Source organism: Actinomadura sp. NTSP31 (assembly GCF_041951385.1).
GTDB lineage: Bacteria > Actinomycetota > Actinomycetes > Streptosporangiales > Streptosporangiaceae > Spirillospora > Spirillospora napierensis.
On record NZ_JBGNUT010000003.1, the window covers coordinates 340762 to 360609 of the forward strand.

Sequence of the window (19848 nt, forward strand, 5' to 3'; positions counted from 1 at the left end):
CGTGTTAGAGGGTGGGGAGGACGTTCGTGATGAGGTCGGGGGTGCGGGCGGGGGGTTCGGCCTGGACGCCTAGGCGGTTCAGCAGGTCGCGGTAGCGGGTGACGTCGGACGGGCGGTCCGGGTACGTCGCGCCGGCGAGCTGCTCCAGGTAGACGACGTCCGGCAGTTCGGGTTCGGCGAACCGGAGGAGGGACACCGGGCAGGTCTCGCCGGCGTGGCCGCCGATGGCGAACGGCAGCACCTGGACGGTGACGTTCGGCAGCCGCGCCACCTCGATCAGGTGCCGCAGCTGCGCGCGCAGGACCTCGGGGCCGCCGACGGCGCGGTGCAGCGCGGCCTCGTCCAGCACCGCCCACAGCCTCACCGGCTCGGGCCGGTGAAGTACCTCGCGGCGGCGCATCCGCAGCTCGACGCGGCGCTCGATCTCCTCGCGGCCGGCCTCGGGATGGCGGGCGGCGAGCAGCGCGCGGGCGTAGTCCTCGGTCTGCAGCAGGTCGGGGATGTTCTGCACCTCGAAGGTCCGGACGAGCACGGCGCCCTGCTCCAGCCCGAGGTAGGGCTCGAACCAGCCGGGCACGAGGTCGGCGTACCGCTGCCACCAGCCCGGCCGGTTCGCCTGCTCGGCGAGCTCCAGCAGCGCCTCGCGGCGGGCCGGGTCGTCCACCCCGTAGAGGGTGAGCAGGTCGGCGACGTCGCGCTCCTTGAACCCGACGCGGCCCAGCTCCATCCGGCTGATCTTGGAGTGGGAGCCGCGGATCTCGTAGCCGGCGGCCTCGGTGGAGATCTCGGCGGCCTCGCGCAGCCGGCGCAGCTGCGCGCCGACGACCATCCGCAGGACGGTCGGGCCGGACGCGGCCGCGCCGAGTGCGGCGCCGGAGCCGCTCGCGGGCGCCTCGCCCGGATACGGGGCGCTCATGACGTCTTGCGCCCGACGGCGCAGAACTCGTCGACCTCCGGCGGCTCGCCGAACCGGCCGGGCCCGGACCGCCACCGCGACACCGACACGACGCCCGGCTCCAGCAGCTCCAGGCCCTCGAAGTAGCCGGCGATCATGTCCGGGGTCCGCAGGTGGTAGGAGGCGGGGCTGGCCTGGTTCCACATCTCGATCGCGCCGCGGAACGCCTCGCCGGTGATGACGTCGGTGCCGTCGGCGACCGCGAGGTGGCTGCCGGCGGGCATGGCGTCCATCAGCCGGCCGACGATCGCGCAGGCCTCCTTGTGGTCGGCGACGTGGCCGAGGATGTTCAGCAGCATCAGCGCGACGGGCCGGTCGAAGTCGAGCGTCCGGGACGCCTCGGCGATGATGCGGCCGGGGTCGCGCAGGTCGGCGTCGATGTAGTCGGTGGCCCCCTCGGGGGCGCTGGTCAGCAGCGAGCGGGCGTGCGCGAGGACGAGCGGGTCGTTGTCGACGTAGACGATGTGCGACCGCGGCGCGACCCGCTGCGCCACCTCGTGGGTGTTGTCGACGGTCGGCAGGCCGGTGCCGACGTCGAGGAACTGCCGGATGCCCGCCTCGCCCGCCAGGTACCGGACGGCGCGGGCGAGGAAGCCCCGCGAGTGCTTGGCGACGTCCACGATCTGCGGGTAGACGGCGACGAACTGGTCGCCGGCGGCGCGGTCCACCGGGTAGTTGTCCTTGCCGCCCAGCCAGTAGTTCCAGATGCGGGCGGATTGCGGGACGGACGTGTCGATCTCGGGCGTTCCGGACGCCTGCGGCGCGTCCGGTCCACGCTTCGGGTCTCCCACGGACGCCTCCTCCGGCGCACGGCGACGTGCCTTCGCAGAGAAGTTACCCGCCCGCGGGGCCGTTTCCCAATGCACCGTGACGGACCGTTTCGTGGGATTCTCAGCCTTCTTCTCCGGGTTCATCCGGCATCGAACTGCGGTGACCTGGCACGATACGAGCCCGCGAAAATCTCGGAAAAAAGTCGCGGTGGATGTCGATCCGGCCGGCGTCCGGTCGACGCGTTGGTGAAGGGCCCGGGAGGACCGGCCCTCGGCAGGACAGAGGAGACGACGATGCGGTTCATGATGATGACCACCGACAGCGCCGAGCAGCAGGGCCCGCCGCCGGACGAGAAGACGCAGGCCGAGATGGGCGCGTTCATCGCCGAGATGGCGAAGGCGGGCGTGCTGCTGGCGACCGGCGGCCTGGAGCCGGGCGGCACGCACATCTCCGCCTCCGGCGGCAAGGTCACCGTGACCGACGGCCCGTTCGCCGAGGCCAAGGAGACCGTCGTCGGCTTCGCGCTGGTCGAGGTGCGCACCCGGGAGGAGGCGATCGAGCTGTCCAAGCGGTTCTTCCAGATCGTCGGCGACGGCGAGGGCGTGATCCAGCAGGTGTTCGGACCGGAGGACGGCCCCGGCGCGTGACCCGCCGCCCGCGGCGCCGCCGACCCGCGCGGCGCCGCGGTCGCCGCGGTCGCCGCGGTCGCGCGGCGCCGGGCGGGTGCGGGTTGCGCGGCGGTCCGCGCGGGTGCTGTCATCGGCACCGTGACACCATCCGCCGCGCCGCACGGCGTGCCCCCGCGCACGGAACGCCCGGCCGGCGTGCACGCGAGCATCGACGCGGTCTGGCGGCTGGAGTCCGCCCGCATCATCGCCGGGCTGGCCCGGCTGGTGCGCGACGTCGGCCTCGCCGAGGAGCTGGCGCAGGACGCGCTGGTCGCCGCGCTCGAGCAGTGGCCGGAGTCGGGCGTCCCGGACAACCCGGGCGCCTGGCTCATGGCGGTCGGCAAGCGCCGCGCCATCGACCGGATCCGCCGGCAGCAGCGCCTGGAGAGCAAGCTGGAGGAGCTCGGCCACGGCCTGGAGCCGGAGGCGCGCGACGCGCCGCCCGAGTTCGACCTCTCCGTCGACGACGAGCACATCGAGGACGACGTCCTCCGGCTCATCTTCACCGCCTGCCATCCGGTGCTGTCCACGCAGGCCCGGGTGGCGCTGACGCTGCGGATGCTCGGCGGGCTCACCACCGAGGAGATCGCCCGCGCGTTCCTGACCTCCGAGCCGACGGTGGCGCAGCGGATCGTGCGGGCCAAGCGGACGCTGTCGGAGGCGGGCGTCCCGTTCGAGGTGCCGGAGGGCCCCGACCGGGCCGCGCGGCTCGCGTCCGTCCTGGAGGTCCTCTACCTGGTCTTCAACGAGGGGTACGCGGCCAGCGGCGGCGACGACTGGGTCCGCGCGGACCTGTGCCTGGAGGCGCTGCGCCTCGGCCGGATCCTCGCGGGCCTGGCGCCCGGGGAGCCCGAGGTACACGGGCTCGTGGCCCTGATGGAGATCCAGGCGTCCCGCACCCGGGCCCGGACCGGTCCGTCCGGCGAACCCGTCCCGCTGCACGAGCAGGACCGTGCCCTCTGGGACCGGCTGCTCATCCACCGCGGTTTCGCCGCGCTGCTGCGCGCCCGCGAGATCGGCGCGCCGCCCGGCCCGTACGTCCTGCAAGCCGCGATCGCCGCCTGCCACGCGCAGGCCGCGTCCGCCAAGGAGACCGACTGGGCGCAGATCGCGTCGCTGTACGGGATCCTCGCGTCGGTCGCGCCGTCCCCCATCGTGGAGCTGAACCGGGCCGTCGCCGTCGGGATGGCGGACGGCCCCGAGGCGGGCCTCCGGCTCGTCGACGCCATCGCCGGCGACCCGGCGCTGCGCGGCTACCCGCTGCTGCCCGGCGTCCGCGGCGACCTGCTCGCCCGGCTCGGCCGCGCCGAGGAGGCCAGAAAGGAGTTCGAGCGCGCCGCGGAGCTCACCCGCAACGCGCCCGAACGCCGCGTCCTGCTCGACCGGGCCGCCGCCCTGGACGGCGCTCAGTAGTCCTTCACCGTGAACGCGTTGACGATCTCGCCGAAGTCCTGGAAGTCGACGACCTCGGTCTCCACGCCCATCTGCGCGTCGCGCTGGGCGTCCACCCGCGCCTTGTTCGTCAGCGCCAGCTGCTGGTTCGCCGCGACGTACCCGCGCAGCTCCCGCTCGTAGCCCGCGAACGCCGCGCGGTGGTCGCCGTCCGCCGCCCTCAGCTCGCCGGCCAGGACGTACGCGCCGACCATCGCCATGCTGGTGCCCTGCCCCGACAGCGGCGACCCGCAGTACCCGGCGTCGCCGAGCAGGACGACCCGGCCCTGCGACCAGGAGTCCATGTGGATCTGCGCCATCGAGTCGAAGTGGAAGTCCGGGGCGTCCCACATCGTGCCGAGCAGCCGCGGCAGCTCCCAGCCGCCGCCCTCCAGCGCGTCCGCGAGGATCTTCTTCTGCGCGGCCTCGTCGCGGTAGTCGTACTCGATCGGCTGCTCGGACTCGAAGCCCAGGTAGACGCGGACCTCCTCGTTGCCGCGGACGCTCATCACGCCGCCGCCCCACGCGCTGCCCGGCATCTGGTGGAAGACCTGCCAGCGGTCCAGGCCGAGGAAGTTCGGCGCCGTCCACACGCCGAGGTAGGTGCCGAGGTGGGAGATGAACCGCTCCTCCGGGCCGAAGACCAGCCGCCGCGTGTTGGAGTGCGCGCCGTCCGCGCCGACGACCAGGTCGAACGTCCGGGTGGTGCCGCTGCGGAACGTCACGTGGACGCCGTCGTCGTCCTGCTCCAGCGCCGCGATCGAGTCGCCGAACAGGTACTCGACGCCGTCTCCGGCCGCGTCGGCGAGGATGCGCGACAGGTCGTCGCGGAGGATCTCGATGTCCGGGCTGTCCAGGTCGCCGGAGGCGATGGTGTGCTCCTCGCTGCGGTACAGCTCGTTGCCGTCGCCGTCCACCATCGACATCCCGCGCATCTCGACGCGCTGCTCCCGGATCCGGTCCAGGACGCCCATCCGCTCGGCCACCTCCAGCGCCGGCCCGCGCACGTCGATCGCCTGCCCGCCGGCCCGCAGCCCCCGCGTGACCTCGACGATCGTGACGTCGAACCCGTAGCGCCCCAGCCAGTAGGCGAGGGCGGGGCCGCCGATGCTCGCGCCGGAGATGAGGACCTTGGTGTTCTCCATGAGTGACTCCTCGTCGGTCGGCGGGAGGTGTTTCCCGCGTCACTCAGGAGATTGGCCTCGCCCGCTGACCGCGCCCGCACCGTCCGCTGACGCCGCCGCGCCCGCCGCCGTGCGCGGCGGTCAGCGGGCGCGCGGACCGGTCAGGGGCGGGAGCCTGCGGCGTGGGCGGCGTCGATCTGCTCCCAGGCGACCTGCAGCAGGGCGGCCCGCTTCTCCTCCGGCGTCCCGTCCATGGACGAGATCGCGAAGGTGCCGAAGTAGACGGTGAACAGCGCGCTGAGGGAGCGGACGCGGTCCAGGACGGGACTCTCCGGATCGGTGAGCAGCGTGCCGAGCTTCTGCATGCGGTCGCGGAAGGTCTTGGGCCCGGCCCGGCCGCGCAGCGCCGCCTGGTTCTCCTGGAGGAACTGGAAGACCGGCGCCCCTTCCTCCAGCGCCTCGTTCAGGCGGCGCAGCAGCTCCCGCCTGGTCTCCAGGGTCGCGGGCTGGACGCGGGCCCAGGCGATCAGCTCGTCCAGCCGCTCGCCGATGCCGCCGACGAGGGCGTCGAGGATGTCCTCCTTGGTGCGGAAGTGGTAGTAGAGCGCGGCCTTGGTCACGTCGAGCCGCTCGGCGATCTCGCGCAGCGAGGTCTGGTCGTAGCCGTGTTCGAGGAAGAGCTCCAGCGCGACGTCCAGGATGCGCTGCCTAGTGTCCTTGCGGCGCGTCTGCGGCTTGCCCACGGTGTTGCCCTCCTCGGCCGTCCTCCGCCCACCGTATCGCGGCAACTTACTTGACGCCCGGCTAGTTAGCGCGGCTAGTGATCCGGGCGCGCCGCGTTCCCCGCGCATCGCGCCGCACGCCAGGAGCGTCTGGCGAGGATGGTACTGATAGAGGGGCGGGCGCCACGTCCGCCGAGAGGAGCCCCCCGTGATCGAGCTTCAGGACGTCCAGGCCGCCGCCGGGCGCGTCGCCGGACGCGTCCGCGAGACGCCGCTGCTCGCGATCGACCCGGCCCCGCTCGCCTCCGGCGCCGCGCGGATGTGGCTGAAGCTGGAGCACGTCCAGCACACCGGGTCGTTCAAGGCGCGCGGCGCCTTCAACCACATCCTCGCCGCCCGCGCCGGTGGGCGGATCCCGGCGGCGGGCGTCGTCGCGGCGTCCGGCGGCAACGCGGGCCTCGCCTTCGCCTACGCCGCCGCCCAGGTCGGCGTGCCCGCCGAGGTCTTCGTCCCCGAGACGGCCCCGGCGGTGAAGGTCGCGCGGCTGCGCGGTCTCGGCGCCGCCGTCGTCCAGGTCGGCACCCGCTACGCCGAGGCCCAGGAGGCCGCCACCAAGCGCGCCGCCGACACCGGCGCCCTGCTCTGCCACGCCTACGACCAGCCGGACGTCTGCGCCGGTCAGGGCACCCTCGGCCTGGAGATCCTCGACCAGACCGGCGGCGAGGTCGACACCGTCCTGCTCGCCGTCGGCGGCGGCGGGCTGATGGCGGGCGTCGCCGCCGCCCTCGAAGGCCGCGCCCGCGTGGTCGGCGTCGAACCGGAGAGCATCCCGACCCTCGAACGGGCGCTGAGCGCGGGCCGCCCGGTGGACGTCCCCGTCTCCGGCGTCGCCGCCGACTCCCTCGGCGCCACCCGCCTCGGCGACATCGCCCACGCCGTCGCGACCCGCACCGGTGTGGTGCCGGCGCTGGTCTCCGACGACGCGATCATCGACGCGCGCCGCTTCCTGTGGGAGGAGTACCGGCAGGTCGTGGAGCACGGCGCCGCCCCCGCCGTCGCCGCCCTCCGCACCGGCGCCTACCGCCCCGCCCCCGGCGAGCGCGTCGTCGTCGTGCTGTGCGGCGCCAACACCGACCCCGCCGACCTCTGAACCGCGCCTAACGCAGTTGCGCCGCGAGCGTCCGGGCCGCGCGAAGCAGGTTGGACGACCCCTTCCGCCCGGCCAGTTCCTCGATCTCGGGGATGGGCCCGGACGCCTTCGCCCACCGCGCCGTCCTGGCGCCGAGCGCGATGAGCCGGTCGTGGGCGAACGGCGGCCGCCGCCCCGGCTCCGGGTGCAGGACGGGCAGGGCCGCGGCGATCACGTCCCACACCTCCGCGTACGCGCCCGCCTCCGCCGCGCCTTCCAGGGCCTCGACCACCCGGACCAGCTTGATCTCCCCGGCGAGCGCCAGCCGCCCGATGTGCCGGCCGAGCGCGGCGGCGGGCAGGTCGCCCCGTGCCGCCAGGGTCGGCAGCGCCTCGCCGGCCTCGGGGTCGTCCGGAAGGGCGAGCTGGCAGGCGAGGAAGAACGCGACGGCCTCGGCGAGCGGCCCGGTCCCCGACGTCCGGTCGACGAGCGCGGAGACCGGTATGTAGAGGTGGGACCATTCGCGCCGCTGCCGCAGCCCGGGGACGAGGTGCGCGGCGACCACGTCGGGATGGGACGGCAGCAGCCACGGCCAGCTGCTCCAGTGCCAGTTCCAGCTGGCGTCGACGTACTTCGAGGGCGCGGTGAAGACGGCGTCCACCAGCGGCAGGCCGGTCGGCTCGGCGCCGATGACGACCTCGGGACGGTCGTCCACGACCGGACGCACGCCGACCTCGCCGCGCGGCGCCCCGCCCTCCGCGAGCCAGCGGGCGGCGGTGCGGCCCGCCCGCGACGCCAGCCGGCCCGCCCGCCGGGCCGCTTCGGCGTCGGGCTCGGGAGGCAGCCTGAGCAGCGCCTGCTGGAGGTCGGCGGGACCGGGCTCCACGCCCGCCGCCTCGCATTCCTCCAGGCGCTCCACGAGTGCGAGCGGGTCGACGTGGCCCGTCGGACGGGTCGGAGCGGCCAGCAGCACCGGTGGCGGCGTCCCGTCCTCCAACGCGCGGTGGACCTCCGCGAACCGCAGCAGGAAGAGCCGCTCAAGGGGCGGTCCCTCCGCCCGCGCGGTGATCCGGCGGCCGTTGTGCCCGGCCGGCGAGCCGATCAGCAGGCGCCCGATGCCGACCAGCCACTCCTCGGGGGCGAGCCAGAAGTCCAGGCGCTTGATGTACGGATGGAAGTCCTTGTGCAGCACGGGGGCCAGCGCGGCCCGCAGAGCATCGCGGTCCTGCCACGCGAGGCGGACGCAGGCGGCGAGCAGCCGTTCGCTCACCGCCCAGTCGATCGGGCCCTGGAGGGCCTCGGCCAGCTCGGCCGGAGTCGTGATGGGCGGCGGCAGCGGCGCCGGCTCCCGCGCCCGCTCCCGGACGGGCGCGGCGAGGACGGGCGGGGCAGGGTCGTCGTCCACCGGATCCGCTTCGGAGACCTCGCTGCCGAAACGGGCGACGACCTGCGCGGCGAGGCCGGGCGGCAGAAGCGGCGCGGCGTCGCGCAGGACGGCGCCGTCCGTCGCGGCCGGGAGCTTGAGCGCGACGCGCACGGCCCGCTGCTGGACGGCGTACGACTCGTGCCCGAACGCCCGGGCGAGCGCGGACGCGCAGCCGTCCGCGAGTTCGGGACGCCGGCGGACGGTCCGCTCCAGCCACGACAGGCCCGGCCGGACGAGCCTCGCCTCGGCCCGGAACAGCACGCCGTCCAGCGCCTCGATCACCAGGTCGGGCGGCAGGTCGTCGCGTTCCGCCAACAGCCCGAGCGCGAGTTCCGCCACCGGGCCGGGCGCGGCGGGCAGCAGCCGGGCGTAGTCGCGGGCGCGGGCGCGGATCTCGGCGTCGGACGGTGCGAGCCGCTCGTGCAGCCGGACGAAGAACCGCAGGTCGAGATCCGTGCCACCGCGCAGGAACCGGCGGACGCAGCCGTCGAGCAGCATCTCCCGGTCGACCTCGCCGCGCTCGGCCGACTGCCCCAGCACCGCGAGCCAGGAGCCCCGGTTCCGCAGGATCCGCCCGGCGCCCTCCGCTTCGAAGATGCGGGGCAGCAGATGCGGCCGCAACGGGTCGTCCTTGCGCGGCATCAGGGAGGACACCCACCCGGTGATGAGGGGATCGTGGTCGGGCGGCTCGATGCCGGTCTCGGCCAGCAGGGTGAGGACGAGGTCGAGGCCGGCATGCCCTGGGCCGCGCAGCCGGAACGTGAGGCGCCGGGCGAGGTCGGCGAGCCAGGCGTCGTCGCGGCCTTCCCACAGCCGCATCAGCCGCGCGGTGTCGTGATGGCCGCCGCCCTGCCGGGGGGTGAGCTCTCGGCGGGTCAGCCAGGACGCGACGGCCGACGCGCCGCCGAGCGTGCCCGCCCCGGCGGCGCGGAGCGCCGGCACGTAGTCGTCGATGCCCTCCCAGGTCTCGCGCCGCGACCGCACCTCGCGGACGTGGCCGGGCAGCGCCTCGGCGACCTCGCGGCGGCCGTCGGCGTCGAGGGTGAGGACCGCATCGGCCACCGCGTCCGCCTTCTGCGCGTCGATGAGCGCGGCGATCCCGTCCCACGCGGTCGTCGTCATGCCCCTGGAGGGTAGGCTTCGCCGCCGACATTCCGGAGTCAGGCTCCGATGTAGGCGCCGCCGTTGAGGTGGAGCACCTGTCCGGTGATGTGGCCGGCGCCGGGTGAGGCGAGGAACGCGGCGAGGGCGGCGACGTCCGCGGGCGTGCCGGCGCGCTTGGTGGCGGTCTGGCCGATCAGCATGGCGCGCCGCTCGCCGGTCAGCTGGTCGCCGAAGAACTCGGTGTCCTCGATGAGGCCAGGGGCGATCAGGTTGGCGGTGATGCCGCGTTCGCCCAGCTGGACGGCCAGTTCGGCGTTCCAGACCCGCATGCCGGCCTTCGCCGCCCCGTAGGAGCCGCCGCCGCGGCCGCCGGCGATCGAGCCGAGGCTGATCACGCGTCCGCCGCGGGCGAGCCGCGGTTCCAGCGCCGTCGTGACGAGGACGGCGCCGACCAGGTTGGTCTCGAGGTTGGCGAGCCAGGCGTCGCGGACGCCGGCGAGGCCGGACGGGGCGGGGCGTCCGGTGTCGGTGTTGCCGCCGGCGTTGTTGACCAGGACGTCCACGGTCTCGGGCAGTTCGGGGAGGGCGGCTTCGATCTGGCCCGGGTCGGTCACGTCGAAGACCACGGGCCGGACGCGGGGGCCGAGGCCGGCGGCGGCCTCGGCGAGCGTCTTCTCCCGCCGGCCGGTGATCACCACGTCCAGGCCGTCCGCCGCGAGGGCCGCCGCGACGGCCCGGCCGATGCCCGTCCCGCCGCCGGTCACCACTGCGTTGCGCGTCATCGGAACCTCCGGTGTTTAGGTCTAAACTTCTGCTCTAAGCTAGGCGCCGTGGACGACGGACGCAAACAGCCGGACCCGGTCGACGCGATCGCGGAGGCGTGGACGCGGGAGCGCCCGGACATGCCGGTCGGCTCGATCGGGATCATCACGCGGGTGTGGCGGGCGGCGAAGCTGCTCGGCGACGAGCGGCGCCGCACGCTCGCGCGGCTCGGCATCGACACCGCCACCCTCGACCTGCTGTCCACGCTGCGCCGGCACGGGGCGCCGTACGCGATGACGCCCGGCGAGCTGCGGGAGGCGTCGCTGCTGACGGCGGGGGCGATCACGCAGCGGGTGGCGCGGGCGGAGCGGGCCGGGCTGGTGGAGACGGCGCGGGGGCCGCGGGGCCGGACGTCGTCGGTGCGGCTGAGCGCCGCCGGGAACCGGCTGATCGAGGACAGCGTGCACGAGCTGCTCGCCTACGAGGACTCGCTCCTGGACCACCTGGACGAGGACGAGCGCGCGCGGCTCACCGAGTTGCTGCGCCGCCTCCTGGACGGGCTCGCCGAGCGGCTCGGCGCCGACGGCAAGCCCGGCCAGGTGGGCGAGTGAGCGTCAGCCGAGCAGGTCGGCGAGGGTCTCCCGGCGGGACGGGTGGCGCAGCTTGTGCATGCCCTTGGACTCGATCTGCCGGATGCGCTCGCGGGTCACGCCGTAGACCTTGCCGACCTCTTCGAGCGTCTTCGGTTCGCCGCCGGCGAGGCCGAAGCGCATCGAGATGACGCCGGCCTCGCGTTCGGTGAGCGTCTCCAGCACGGCGTCGAGCTTGCCGCGCAGCATCGAGGACGCGACGACGTCGGCGGGGTCGCCGCCGTCCGGGTCCTCGATGACGTCGCCGAGCTCGCCGTCGCCGTCCTCGCCGAGCGGGGTCTGCAGGGACAGCGGCTCGCGGGCCTGGCGGCGCAGCCACTCGACCTTCTCGGGCGTGACGTCCAGCTCGACGGCCAGCTCCTGCGCGGTGGGCTCGCGGCCGAAGTCCTGCATCAGGCGGCGGCGGGTCCGGGTCATCCGGTTGAGCACCTCGACGACGTGCACGGGGATGCGGATCGTCCGGGACTGGTCGGCGAGGGCGCGGCTGATCGCCTGCTTGATCCACCAGACGGCGTAGGTGGAGAACTTCAGGCCGCGCCGGTACTCGAACTTCTCCACGGCGCGGATCAGCCCGAGGTTGCCCTCCTGGACGAGGTCGTTGAGCGGCAGGCCGTGGCCCATGTACCGCTTGGCCAGCGACACGACCAGGCGCAGGTTGGCCTCGACCATGTGCTCCTTGGCGCGGCGCCCGTCGGCGGCGATCCAGGCCAGGTCCTCGCGGTCCTGCGGGGACAGGGCCCCGCCGAGGGTCTCCAGGCGTTCGCGCGCGAACAGCCCGGCCTCGATGCGCTTGGCCAGCTCGACCTCCTGCTCGGCGGTGAGCAGCGGGGTCCGGCCGATGCGGGAGAGGTAGTCCTTCATCGGGTCGATGAGGTCGCGGGTCGTGGACGCGCGGGTCGCGGACGCGCGGCGAGCGGACGCGCCGCGCGCGGAGGTGCCCCGGGCCGCTGCGCCATGGGTGGACGCGGCACGGGCGGACTCGGGGGACGCGGCGCGGGGGGTGCTGGCGTTCAGGGCGGTGTCCTTTGCTCGTCCGGCCGGGAGGGAACGGGTCACGCGATCTCGGTACCCGGCAGCCCGGCGGCATAAACTTAGGTCGAACCTAGAACTGTGTCAACTATAAATTTAGGTCGAGCTATGAGAGGATGGCGGGATGGGACTGCGGGAGCTGAAGAAACAGCAGACGCGGCAGGCCATCTCGCACCAGGCGACCCGCCTGTTCCTGCGGCATGGGTTCGACCGCGTGACCATCGCCGACGTCGCCGCCGCCGCGCAGGTGGCGAAGATGACGGTCACCAACTACTTCCCGCGCAAGGAGGACCTGGCCCTCGACCTGCACGAGGAGTTCGTCGCGCAGCCCGCCCGGACGGTCGCCGGCCGCGCGCCGGGCGAGTCCGCGCTGGCCGCGCTGCGCCGCGCGTTCCTGGACGCGGTGGCCCGGCACGACGCCGTCATCGGCTTCTCCGGCCCCGGCTTCGCGCGCATGATCACCGAGAGCCCGGCGCTGGTGGCGCGGCTGCGCGAGTTCCACGAGGAGCGCGAGCACGCGCTCACCGCCGTCCTCGCCGAGGAGGCCGGGACGAGCGCGGACGACGTGCTCACCCGCGTGGCGTCGGCGCAGCTCATCGGCGTCCACCGGGTCCTGTTCGAGGAGACCCTGCGGCGCACCCTGACCGGTGAGGACCACGACGAGATCGCCGCGGCCCTCACCGAGTCCGCCGGGAACGCCTTCGACCTCCTCGAACCGTCCCTGGGCGGCTACGCCGTCCGCCCGGAGTCCTGACACCGGCGGGCCGCCGGGCGGGTCATCCGATGACGAGGAGGAGGTCGCCGGCCTGGACGGGCGTGGCCTGCGGGACGGCGAGGCGCGAGACGGCGCCGGCCACCGGGGCGGTGATCGCGGCCTCCATCTTCATCGCCTCGATCGTGGCGACCACGTCGCCGGCCGCCACCTGGTCGCCCTTCGCGACGCGGAGCGTGACCGAGCCGTCGAACGGCGCGCCGACATGGCCGGGTTCGGACGGGTCGGCACGCTCGACGGGCGGCGCGTCCGACACGACGGACTTGTCGCGGACCGACAGCGTCCGGAGCTGGCCGTTCACCGTGCAGATGACCTGCCGGACGCCCGCCTCGTCGATGTCGCCGACCGCTTCGAGCCCGGCCAGCACGCGCACGCCGGGTTCGAGGTCGAAGGAGACCTCGTGGCCGGTGCGCAGCCCGTAGAGGAACGGGCCGGTGGGCAGCACGGACAGGTCGCCGTACGCGGCGCGGGCCTCCCGGTAGTCCTTCGCGGGGCCGGGGAACAGCAGGCGGTCGAGGGTGTCGCGCACCTCCGCCCCGGCGAGCGCCTTCTCTTCGGCGCCGTCGAGTTCGGCACGGGCCGGCGTGTACTGGCGTCCGGCGAGCGCCTTCGTGCGGAACGGCTCGGGCCAGCCGCCGGGCGGGTCCCCGAGTTCGCCGTTGAGGAACCCGATGACGCTGTCGGGGATGTCGTAGCGCTCGGGGTTCTCGGCGAAGTCGTCCGGATCGGCGCCCGCGGCGACCAGGTGCAGGGCGAGGTCGCCCACCACCTTGCTGGACGGGGTCACCTTCACCAGGCGGCCGAGGATGCGGTCGGCGGCGGCATAGCAGCGCTCGATCTCCTCGAACCGGTCGCCGAGGCCGAGCGCGACGGCCTGCTGCCGCAGGTTCGACAACTGCCCGCCGGGGATCTCGTGCTGGTACACGCGTCCGGTCGGCGAAGGAAGGCCCATCTCGAACGGCGCGTACAGCTTGCGCACCGACTCCCAGTAGGGCTCCATCACGGTGAGGGCGTCGAGGTCGATTCCCGTGGCGCGTCCGGTGAAATCGGTCGCGGCCACGATCGCCTGTAGGGGCGGCTGGCTCGTCGTACCGGACAGCGGTGCGGCGGCGCCGTCCACCGCATCGACGCCCGCTTCGATGGCCGCGATGTACGTGCCGATCTGGCCGCCTGCTGTGTCGTGGGTGTGCAGGTGGACGGGCAGGTCGAAACGCTCGCGCAGTGCGCTCACCAGTGTGCGCGCGGCGGGAGCGCGCAGAAGACCGGCCATGTCCTTGATGCACAGGATGTGGACGCCCGACTCCACCAGTTCCTCGGCGAGGCGCAGGTAGTAGTCGAGCGTGTAGAGGCGTTCGTCCGGGGACGACAGGTCGCCCGTGTAGCAGAGGGTGCCTTCCACCAGCGCGTGTGTCTGGAGCGCCGCGTCGATCGCGGGCCGCATGCGCTCGACGTCGTTCAGCGCGTCGAAAACGCGGAAGATGTCGACGCCCGTACTGGCGGCCTCCTTGACGAACGCCCGCGCCACCGAATCGGGGTACGGCGTGTAACCGACGGTGTTGCGGCCACGCAACAGCATCTGGATGCACAGGTTCGGTGCTGCTTCCCGGATCGCCGCGAGCCTGTCCCAAGGGGACTCCCCCAGGAAGCGGAGCGCGACGTCATACGTGGCGCCGCCCCATGCCTCTATAGAGAGGAGCTGCGGAGTCATGCGCCCGAGATAGGGCGCCGCAGCGACGAGGTCGTACGTCCGTACTCGCGTGGCCAGCAGCGACTGGTGCGCGTCCCTGAAGGTGGTGTCGGTGACGGCCAATGCGTTCTGCGCGCGCAACTGCTCAGCGAACGCGCGCGCGCCGAGAGCCAGCAGGCGGTCGCGCGAGCCTTCCGGGAACGGCCCGTCGAGCTGCAACGGCGGAAGCTTGGTCGCCGGATCCAGGGTCGTGGGCGCGTCGCCGTGCGGCTTGTTGACGGTGACGTCCGCCAGGTAGCGGACGAGCCGCGTCGCCCGGTCACCCGACGACCGGGCCGTCAACAGCTCCGGATGGTCGGCGATGTAGGACGTGCTGACACCGCCCCTCCGGAAGTCCGATTCGTCCAGCAGCGCCTGGAGGAACGGGATGTTCGTCGCGACGCCCCGGATGCGGAACTCCGCGACGGCCCGCCGCGCCCGCCGCACCGCCTCCTCGAACGTCCGGCCCCGGCACGTCAGCTTGACCAGCAGCGAGTCGAAGTGCGGGGACACGATCGCGCCGCCGTGCGCCGTGCCCGTGTCGAGCCGCACCCCGGCGCCGCCCGGCGACCGGTACGCCGAAATCTTCCCGGTGTCGGGCCGGAACCCGTTCGCCGGGTCCTCGGTCGTGATCCGGCACTGCACCGCGAACCCCGAGACCGTCACGTCCTGCTGGGAGATGCCGAGGTCGTAGAGGGTCTCGCCGCCCGCGATGCGCAGCTGGCTCTGCACCAGGTCGACGCCGGTGACCTCCTCGGTCACGGTGTGCTCGACCTGGATGCGCGGGTTCATCTCGATGAAGACGTGCTCGCCCCGGTCGTTCACGAGGAATTCGACGGTGCCGGCGTTCACGTAGTCGATCTCGCGGGCGAACTTCACCGCGTCCTCGCACAGCCGCTCCGCGATGGCCGCGTCCAGGTGCGGCGCCGGCGCGATCTCCACCACCTTCTGGTGGCGCCGCTGCACCGAGCAGTCGCGTTCGCGCAGGTGGACGGTGTGGCCCGCGCCGTCCGCGAGGATCTGCACCTCGATGTGGCGGGGCCGGTCCACCGCCTGCTCCAGGAAGACCGTCGGGTCGCCGAACGCGCTCTGCGCCTCGCGGCGCGCCGTGTCCACGGCGGCCTCCAGCTCCTCGCGGTGGTCGACGCGGCGCAGCCCGCGCCCGCCGCCGCCCGCCGCCGCCTTCACGAACAGCGGGAAGCCGACCTCGTCGGCCGCCTCCAGCTCGCGCCCGGCCTCCGGCGTCACCGACCGCAGCACCGGCAGGCCCGCCCGGCGCGCCGCCGCGACCGCCTCGATCTTGTTGCCGGCCAGGCTCAGCACCCGCGACGGCGGCCCGACGAAGGTGATGCCGTTGCGCTCGCACGCCTCCGCCAGCTCCGGGCTCTCCGACAGGAACCCGTAGCCGGGGTAGACGGCGTCGGCGCCGACCCGCAGCGCCGTCTCCACGATGCCGTCCACGTCGAGGTAGGCGCGGACGGGGTGGCCGTGCTCGCCGATCTCGTACGCCTCGCCGGCCTTCTGCCGGTGCAGCGACAGCCGGTCCTCGTGGGCGTAGACGGCGACGCTGGCGATGCCGAGTTCGTACGCGGCGCGGAACGCGCGTACGGCGATCTCGCCGCGGTTCGCGACGAGCAGCTTGGTGATCACGTGTACTCCCAGGAGACGGCTCGGGCGCGTCCGCCCGCACCCGACGGCCTCCCGGGCTCGGCGCTGAGCGTCGCAGAAGCATGGGCCGGTCCGGCGGGCGAACCGAATCTTCGGATACCTACCCAGTTGACCGGCGGAACCTGACCGGGGACACCCCATTCCCTTGTGAACAAAGTGATAGATCGCGTTTAGCGGGAAAAATGCCCGATCGTTCCGTCCGTCCGGTCCGGCCGTCCACAGGCCCCCGCCCCGGCCCGGCGTCCTGCGGACTCGCCTACGCGCGCCCCGTCCGACACTCTAGGCTTTCGGTCGGGTTCGTGTGCTTGTAGGGGGAACGCGGTGCGGCTGCCGGAACATCTGGAACTTCTCGTCTCCGACGAGCCCGTCCTCGACGTGTACGCGCACGGGCCCTGGCGCGTTCCGGACGGCCTCTACGACGAGATCCGCGCCCGCATCGACGCGCTCGCCACCGACCCCCGCTGCAAGGACCACACCGCCGACGGCCACGCGCTGCTCACCGCGCCCGCCCCGCTGGTCGTCGCGGAAATGCTGCTCACCCTCGACTTCCTGCTCGGCGCCGGGGCCGTCAACGCGGGCACGCACTCACGGCTCCAGTACCAGTTCTTCAACCGCTACTACAACGAACCCCGCGATCCCCTGCGCGACGCCGGCGGCTGGGGCGTCAGCCGCGGCTCGTTCCAGCCCCTCGAATGGCTGGAGGACTGCGGCGACCAGGACCTCGCCCTCACGCTCGCCCGCGAGTCCCTCGACGTCTTCGCCGGGCTGGAGCCCATCGAGCAGCGCCGCCAGGCCCTCGTCAAGCTGTACGACGACCCGCCGCCCGACCTGCGGATCCAGACGCCCCTCCCCGAGCAGCGCGCCCTGTGGCTCGCCCACGCGAGCGACGACATCGTCGCCGCCCTGCCCGAACTCGCCGGCCCCATCGGCTACCTCGAATGGGTGTGCTCGGGGCTGCTGCCCGTCCACGAGCACCTGCGCGAGGTCGCCCCGCACGACGAGACCGCCGACGACCTGCTCGTCCACCTGCTGCTCCAGGGCGGGCTGAAGCAGGTCCCCGCCGAACTGTCCGCCGTCCTCACCGAGGACCGCTACGGCGAACTGCTCGACCGCTTCGAACGCGCCCGCGACAAATTCGAACCGAACCCCTGGTACCTCAACGAATGGGGATGGCTCGGACGCGCCCTCGGCGCCGGCGCCATCGACGCCTGCCGCGGCTGGCTCGACATGGCGATGCGCTTCACCGGCTGCGTCCAGGGCCTGCCCAACGAGCCGCGCATCCCCGACCCCGAATGGATCCCCGTCGGCGAGTTCGGCGCCGACGTCCGCCGGCTGTTCACCCCGCGCCGCCGCGTGGTCAACCCGCTCGCCGCGAGCGTCGGCGGCACCCCGTCCCGGACCCGCCGCACCCGCCGCGCCGACGCCGGCTCCGGCCTCGTCGGCCAGCCCGGCGTCGTCGCCGCGCTGCAGAAGATCGCCGAGACCGGCGGGCCCGTCCGGCTGATGCTCGTCGGCCCCGACGGCACCGGCAAGCGCGACGCCGCCCAGGAGATCGCCCGGCTGCTCCAGGAGCACCAGATCGTCGAGCCGCCGCTGTGGCTCGCCGACGACTACTTCGCCGGCAAGGAGGTCTCCTCCGCCACCGCGCAGCTCTACGGCGAGGTCCGCGACGCCGCCGGGAACCGCCTCGTCGTCATCGACGGCCTGGACGACATGGCCCGCGACGGCCGCAGCGGCGAAGCCGTCCTGGAGGACCTGCACCGCGCCCTCGACGTCCACGACGACCTGCACATCGTCGTCCTCTGCGAACCCGGCGGCGACGAGCGGATCCGCGAGCTCAACCCCGGGCTCGCGCTGCGGATCCAGGTCGTCCGGACCCACCCGTTCGACGCCGACGGGTACGCCGAGCTGTTCAACCGGGCCCTCCAGCAGCGCGGCGCCCGCGCCCACAAGCGCGCCCTGACCGCCGCCGGGCAGCTGCTCGTCCGGACGCCGCCCGTCCGGAACCTGCGCAACGCCCGCCTCGCCCAGCGCCTCGCCGACATCGTCGTCGAGAACGTCCGCGCGAACACCCCGCCCGGCGAGGAACCCGTCGTCAAGCGCGCCGACGTCCCCGCCACCTTCGACACCGCCGGCACCCCGTCCGACCCCATGGCCGAACTCGCCGCCCTCACCGGCCTCCGCACCGTCAAGGCGGAGATCGAACTGCTCGTCGCGGGCACCAAGGCCGCCAAGATGCGCCGCGAGGCCGGGCTGCCCTCGCCCGCCGCACCGGCCCGGCACATGGTCTTCACCGGCGACCCCGGCACCGGCAAGACCGTCGTCGCCCGGCTGCTCGCCCGCATCTTCAAGGACCTCGGCGTCCTGTCGTCCGGCCACCTCGTCGAGGCGTCCCGCTCCACCCTCGTCGGACGCTACGTCGGCGAGACCGCGGTGAAGACGCGCGGCGTCGCGCAGAGCGCCGTCGGCGGCGTCCTGTTCATCGACGAGGCCTACGCGCTCACCCAGACCACCATGTCCGACGACTACGGGCAGGAGGCCATCGCCGAGCTCATCAAGGTCATGGAGGACCACCGCGACGACCTCGTCGTGGTCGTCGCCGGCTACGAGCGCGAGATGCAGCGCTTCATCGCCTCCGACCCGGGCCTCGCGTCCCGCTTCCCCACCACCGTCCGGTTCCCGGCCTTCACCGACGCCGAGCTCATCGAGATCTTCACCGGCCAGACGTCCGCCGCCGGCCTGTCGCCCGCCCCGGCCGCCCTCGACAAGATCGCCGAACTGCTCCGCCGCGCCCCGCGCGGCCGCTCGTTCGGCAACGCCCGCGTCATGCGCAACCTGTGCGAGCGCGCCACCGCCCTCCATGCCCGCCGCGTCACCGCCCTGCGCCGCGCCACCCCCGACGACCTCGCCGCACTGCTGCCGGACGACATCCCCGACAGCCTCAGCGGCGCCGGCCGCGTCCTGCCCGCCACCGACCCGCTCACCGAACTCGACGCGCTCATCGGGCTCTCCGCGGTCAAGGAGGAGGTGCGCCGCCTCGCCGCCGAGGCCCGCGGCGCCGAACTGCGCCGCGCCGCCGGCAAGCAGGTCAGCGTCCCGACCCGGCACATGATCTTCACCGGCAACCCGGGCACCGCCAAGACCACCGTCGCCCGCCTCGTCGCGTCCGTCTACGGCCACCTCGGGCTGCTGTCGTCCGGCCACCTCGTCGAGGTGTCCCGCGCCGACCTCATCGGGCCCTACCTCGGCCAGACCGCGCCGCGCGTCCGCGCCGCCGTCGAGCAGGCCCTCGGCGGCGTGCTGTTCGTCGACGAGGCGTACTCCCTCGCCGGCGACGCCTACGGGCAGGAGGCCGTCGCCACCCTCGTCCAGCTCATGGAGGAATACCGCGGCGACCTCGTCGTCATCGCCGCCGGCTACGAGCGCGAAATGGACGCCTTCCTCGCCGCCAACTCCGGCCTGCAATCCCGCTTCCCCAAGCGCATCGCGTTCCCCGACTACACCGACGACGAACTCGTCGCCATCTTCGGGCACCTCGCCGCCGCCGAGGGCCTCGCCCTCGCCCCGGACGTCGCCTCGCGGCTGCGCGCCGTCCTCCGCGCCACCCCGCGCGGCCCGTCCTTCGGCAACGGCCGCCTCATGCGCAACCTCCTGGACGCCGCCGTCGCCGCCCAGTCCGAGCGCCTCACCTCGGCGGGCTCCCCGTCCGAGACCGAGATCACCACCCTGCGCGCCGACGACCTCCGCACCACCGCCCGCACGCCGTCGGACACCGCCACGGGACTGTACCTCTGACCGTCCACACCTCGTCTGACGCCCCAACACACAATTGGTCGGAATCTTCCGCCTGTGCCTGTCTAGACTCGTCTCGCCCAATCAATGCGGAGCTGGAAGGGGCTCGGTGTCCGATC

General features: G+C 73.7%; 13 protein-coding genes and 1 pseudogene. 6 read left to right on the forward strand and 8 right to left on the reverse strand.

Annotation, left to right across the window (positions count from 1 at the left end):
* Window positions 1-4: 4 nt before the first annotated feature.
* Window positions 5-916, reverse strand: coding sequence for a helix-turn-helix domain-containing protein (locus ACA514_RS06800; RefSeq protein ID WP_375040145.1), 912 nt, complete (start codon window positions 914-916; stop codon window positions 5-7).
* The gene (locus tag ACA514_RS06805) at window positions 913-1746 is read right to left on the reverse strand and encodes an SAM-dependent methyltransferase (RefSeq protein ID WP_375040146.1); all 834 of its coding nucleotides are present in this window, start codon (window positions 1744-1746) and stop codon (window positions 913-915) included. The genes ACA514_RS06800 and ACA514_RS06805 overlap by 4 nt, the downstream gene beginning before the upstream one ends.
* Before the next feature lie 273 nt (window positions 1747-2019).
* On the opposite strand from ACA514_RS06805, the gene ACA514_RS06810 reads away from it, so the two are divergent.
* Both ACA514_RS06810 and ACA514_RS06815 read left to right on the forward strand, forming a co-directional pair.
* Window positions 2020-2373, forward strand: coding sequence for a YciI family protein (locus ACA514_RS06810; protein WP_375040147.1), 354 nt, complete (start codon window positions 2020-2022; stop codon window positions 2371-2373).
* A gap of 177 nt (window positions 2374-2550) precedes the next feature.
* On the forward strand, window positions 2551-3807 hold the full coding sequence (locus ACA514_RS06815; protein WP_375040286.1) for an RNA polymerase sigma factor: 1257 nt from the start codon (window positions 2551-2553) through the stop codon (window positions 3805-3807).
* Here ACA514_RS06815 and ACA514_RS06820 read toward each other — a convergent pair.
* Together ACA514_RS06820 and ACA514_RS06825 are read right to left on the reverse strand one after the other, a co-directional pair.
* A complete protein-coding gene (locus tag ACA514_RS06820; protein ID WP_375040148.1) occupies window positions 3801-4970 on the reverse strand; it encodes an FAD-dependent monooxygenase in 1170 nt (389 codons plus the stop codon). The two genes, ACA514_RS06815 and ACA514_RS06820, sit on opposite strands and share 7 nt — an antisense overlap.
* A gap of 140 nt (window positions 4971-5110) precedes the next feature.
* Complete coding sequence (locus tag ACA514_RS06825) at window positions 5111-5692, reverse strand: TetR/AcrR family transcriptional regulator (RefSeq protein ID WP_375040149.1); 582 nt, start codon at window positions 5690-5692, stop codon at window positions 5111-5113.
* A gap of 187 nt (window positions 5693-5879) precedes the next feature.
* Here ACA514_RS06825 and ACA514_RS06830 point away from each other — a divergent pair, with 187 nt between their 5' ends.
* Window positions 5880-6821, forward strand: coding sequence for a threonine/serine dehydratase (locus tag ACA514_RS06830; protein WP_375040150.1), 942 nt, complete (start codon window positions 5880-5882; stop codon window positions 6819-6821).
* Between the two features lie 7 nt (window positions 6822-6828).
* Here ACA514_RS06830 and ACA514_RS06835 read toward each other — a convergent pair whose 3' ends face one another.
* Together ACA514_RS06835 and ACA514_RS06840 are read right to left on the reverse strand one after the other, a co-directional pair.
* Complete coding sequence (locus tag ACA514_RS06835) at window positions 6829-9348, reverse strand: DUF6493 family protein (protein WP_375040151.1); 2520 nt, start codon at window positions 9346-9348, stop codon at window positions 6829-6831.
* Window positions 9349-9386: 38 nt separating this feature from the next.
* On the reverse strand, window positions 9387-10112 hold the full coding sequence (locus tag ACA514_RS06840; RefSeq protein ID WP_375040152.1) for an SDR family NAD(P)-dependent oxidoreductase: 726 nt from the start codon (window positions 10110-10112) through the stop codon (window positions 9387-9389).
* A gap of 48 nt (window positions 10113-10160) precedes the next feature.
* Between ACA514_RS06840 and ACA514_RS06845 the strand changes: the two genes are divergently transcribed.
* Entirely contained in the window at window positions 10161-10703 is a 543-nt protein-coding gene (locus tag ACA514_RS06845; protein WP_375040153.1) for a MarR family winged helix-turn-helix transcriptional regulator, read from the forward strand.
* A gap of 3 nt (window positions 10704-10706) precedes the next feature.
* Here the strand turns inward: ACA514_RS06845 and ACA514_RS06850 are convergent.
* A pseudogene (locus tag ACA514_RS06850) lies at window positions 10707-11609 on the reverse strand (RNA polymerase sigma factor); the annotation flags it as partial.
* Window positions 11610-11895: 286 nt separating this feature from the next.
* Between ACA514_RS06850 and ACA514_RS06855 the strand changes: the two are divergent.
* A complete protein-coding gene (locus ACA514_RS06855; RefSeq protein ID WP_375040154.1) occupies window positions 11896-12525 on the forward strand; it encodes a TetR/AcrR family transcriptional regulator in 630 nt (209 codons plus the stop codon).
* Window positions 12526-12547: 22 nt separating this feature from the next.
* On the opposite strand, the gene ACA514_RS06860 is transcribed toward ACA514_RS06855, so the two are convergent.
* A complete protein-coding gene (locus tag ACA514_RS06860) occupies window positions 12548-15919 on the reverse strand; it encodes a pyruvate carboxylase (protein ID WP_375040155.1) in 3372 nt (1123 codons plus the stop codon).
* A 339-nt stretch (window positions 15920-16258) separates the two neighbouring features.
* On the opposite strand from ACA514_RS06860, the gene ACA514_RS06865 reads away from it, so the two are divergent.
* Window positions 16259-19732 (forward strand): AAA family ATPase, encoded by a 3474-nt coding sequence (locus ACA514_RS06865; protein WP_375040156.1) that lies wholly within the window; start codon window positions 16259-16261, stop codon window positions 19730-19732.
* Window positions 19733-19848: the final 116 nt, after the last annotated feature.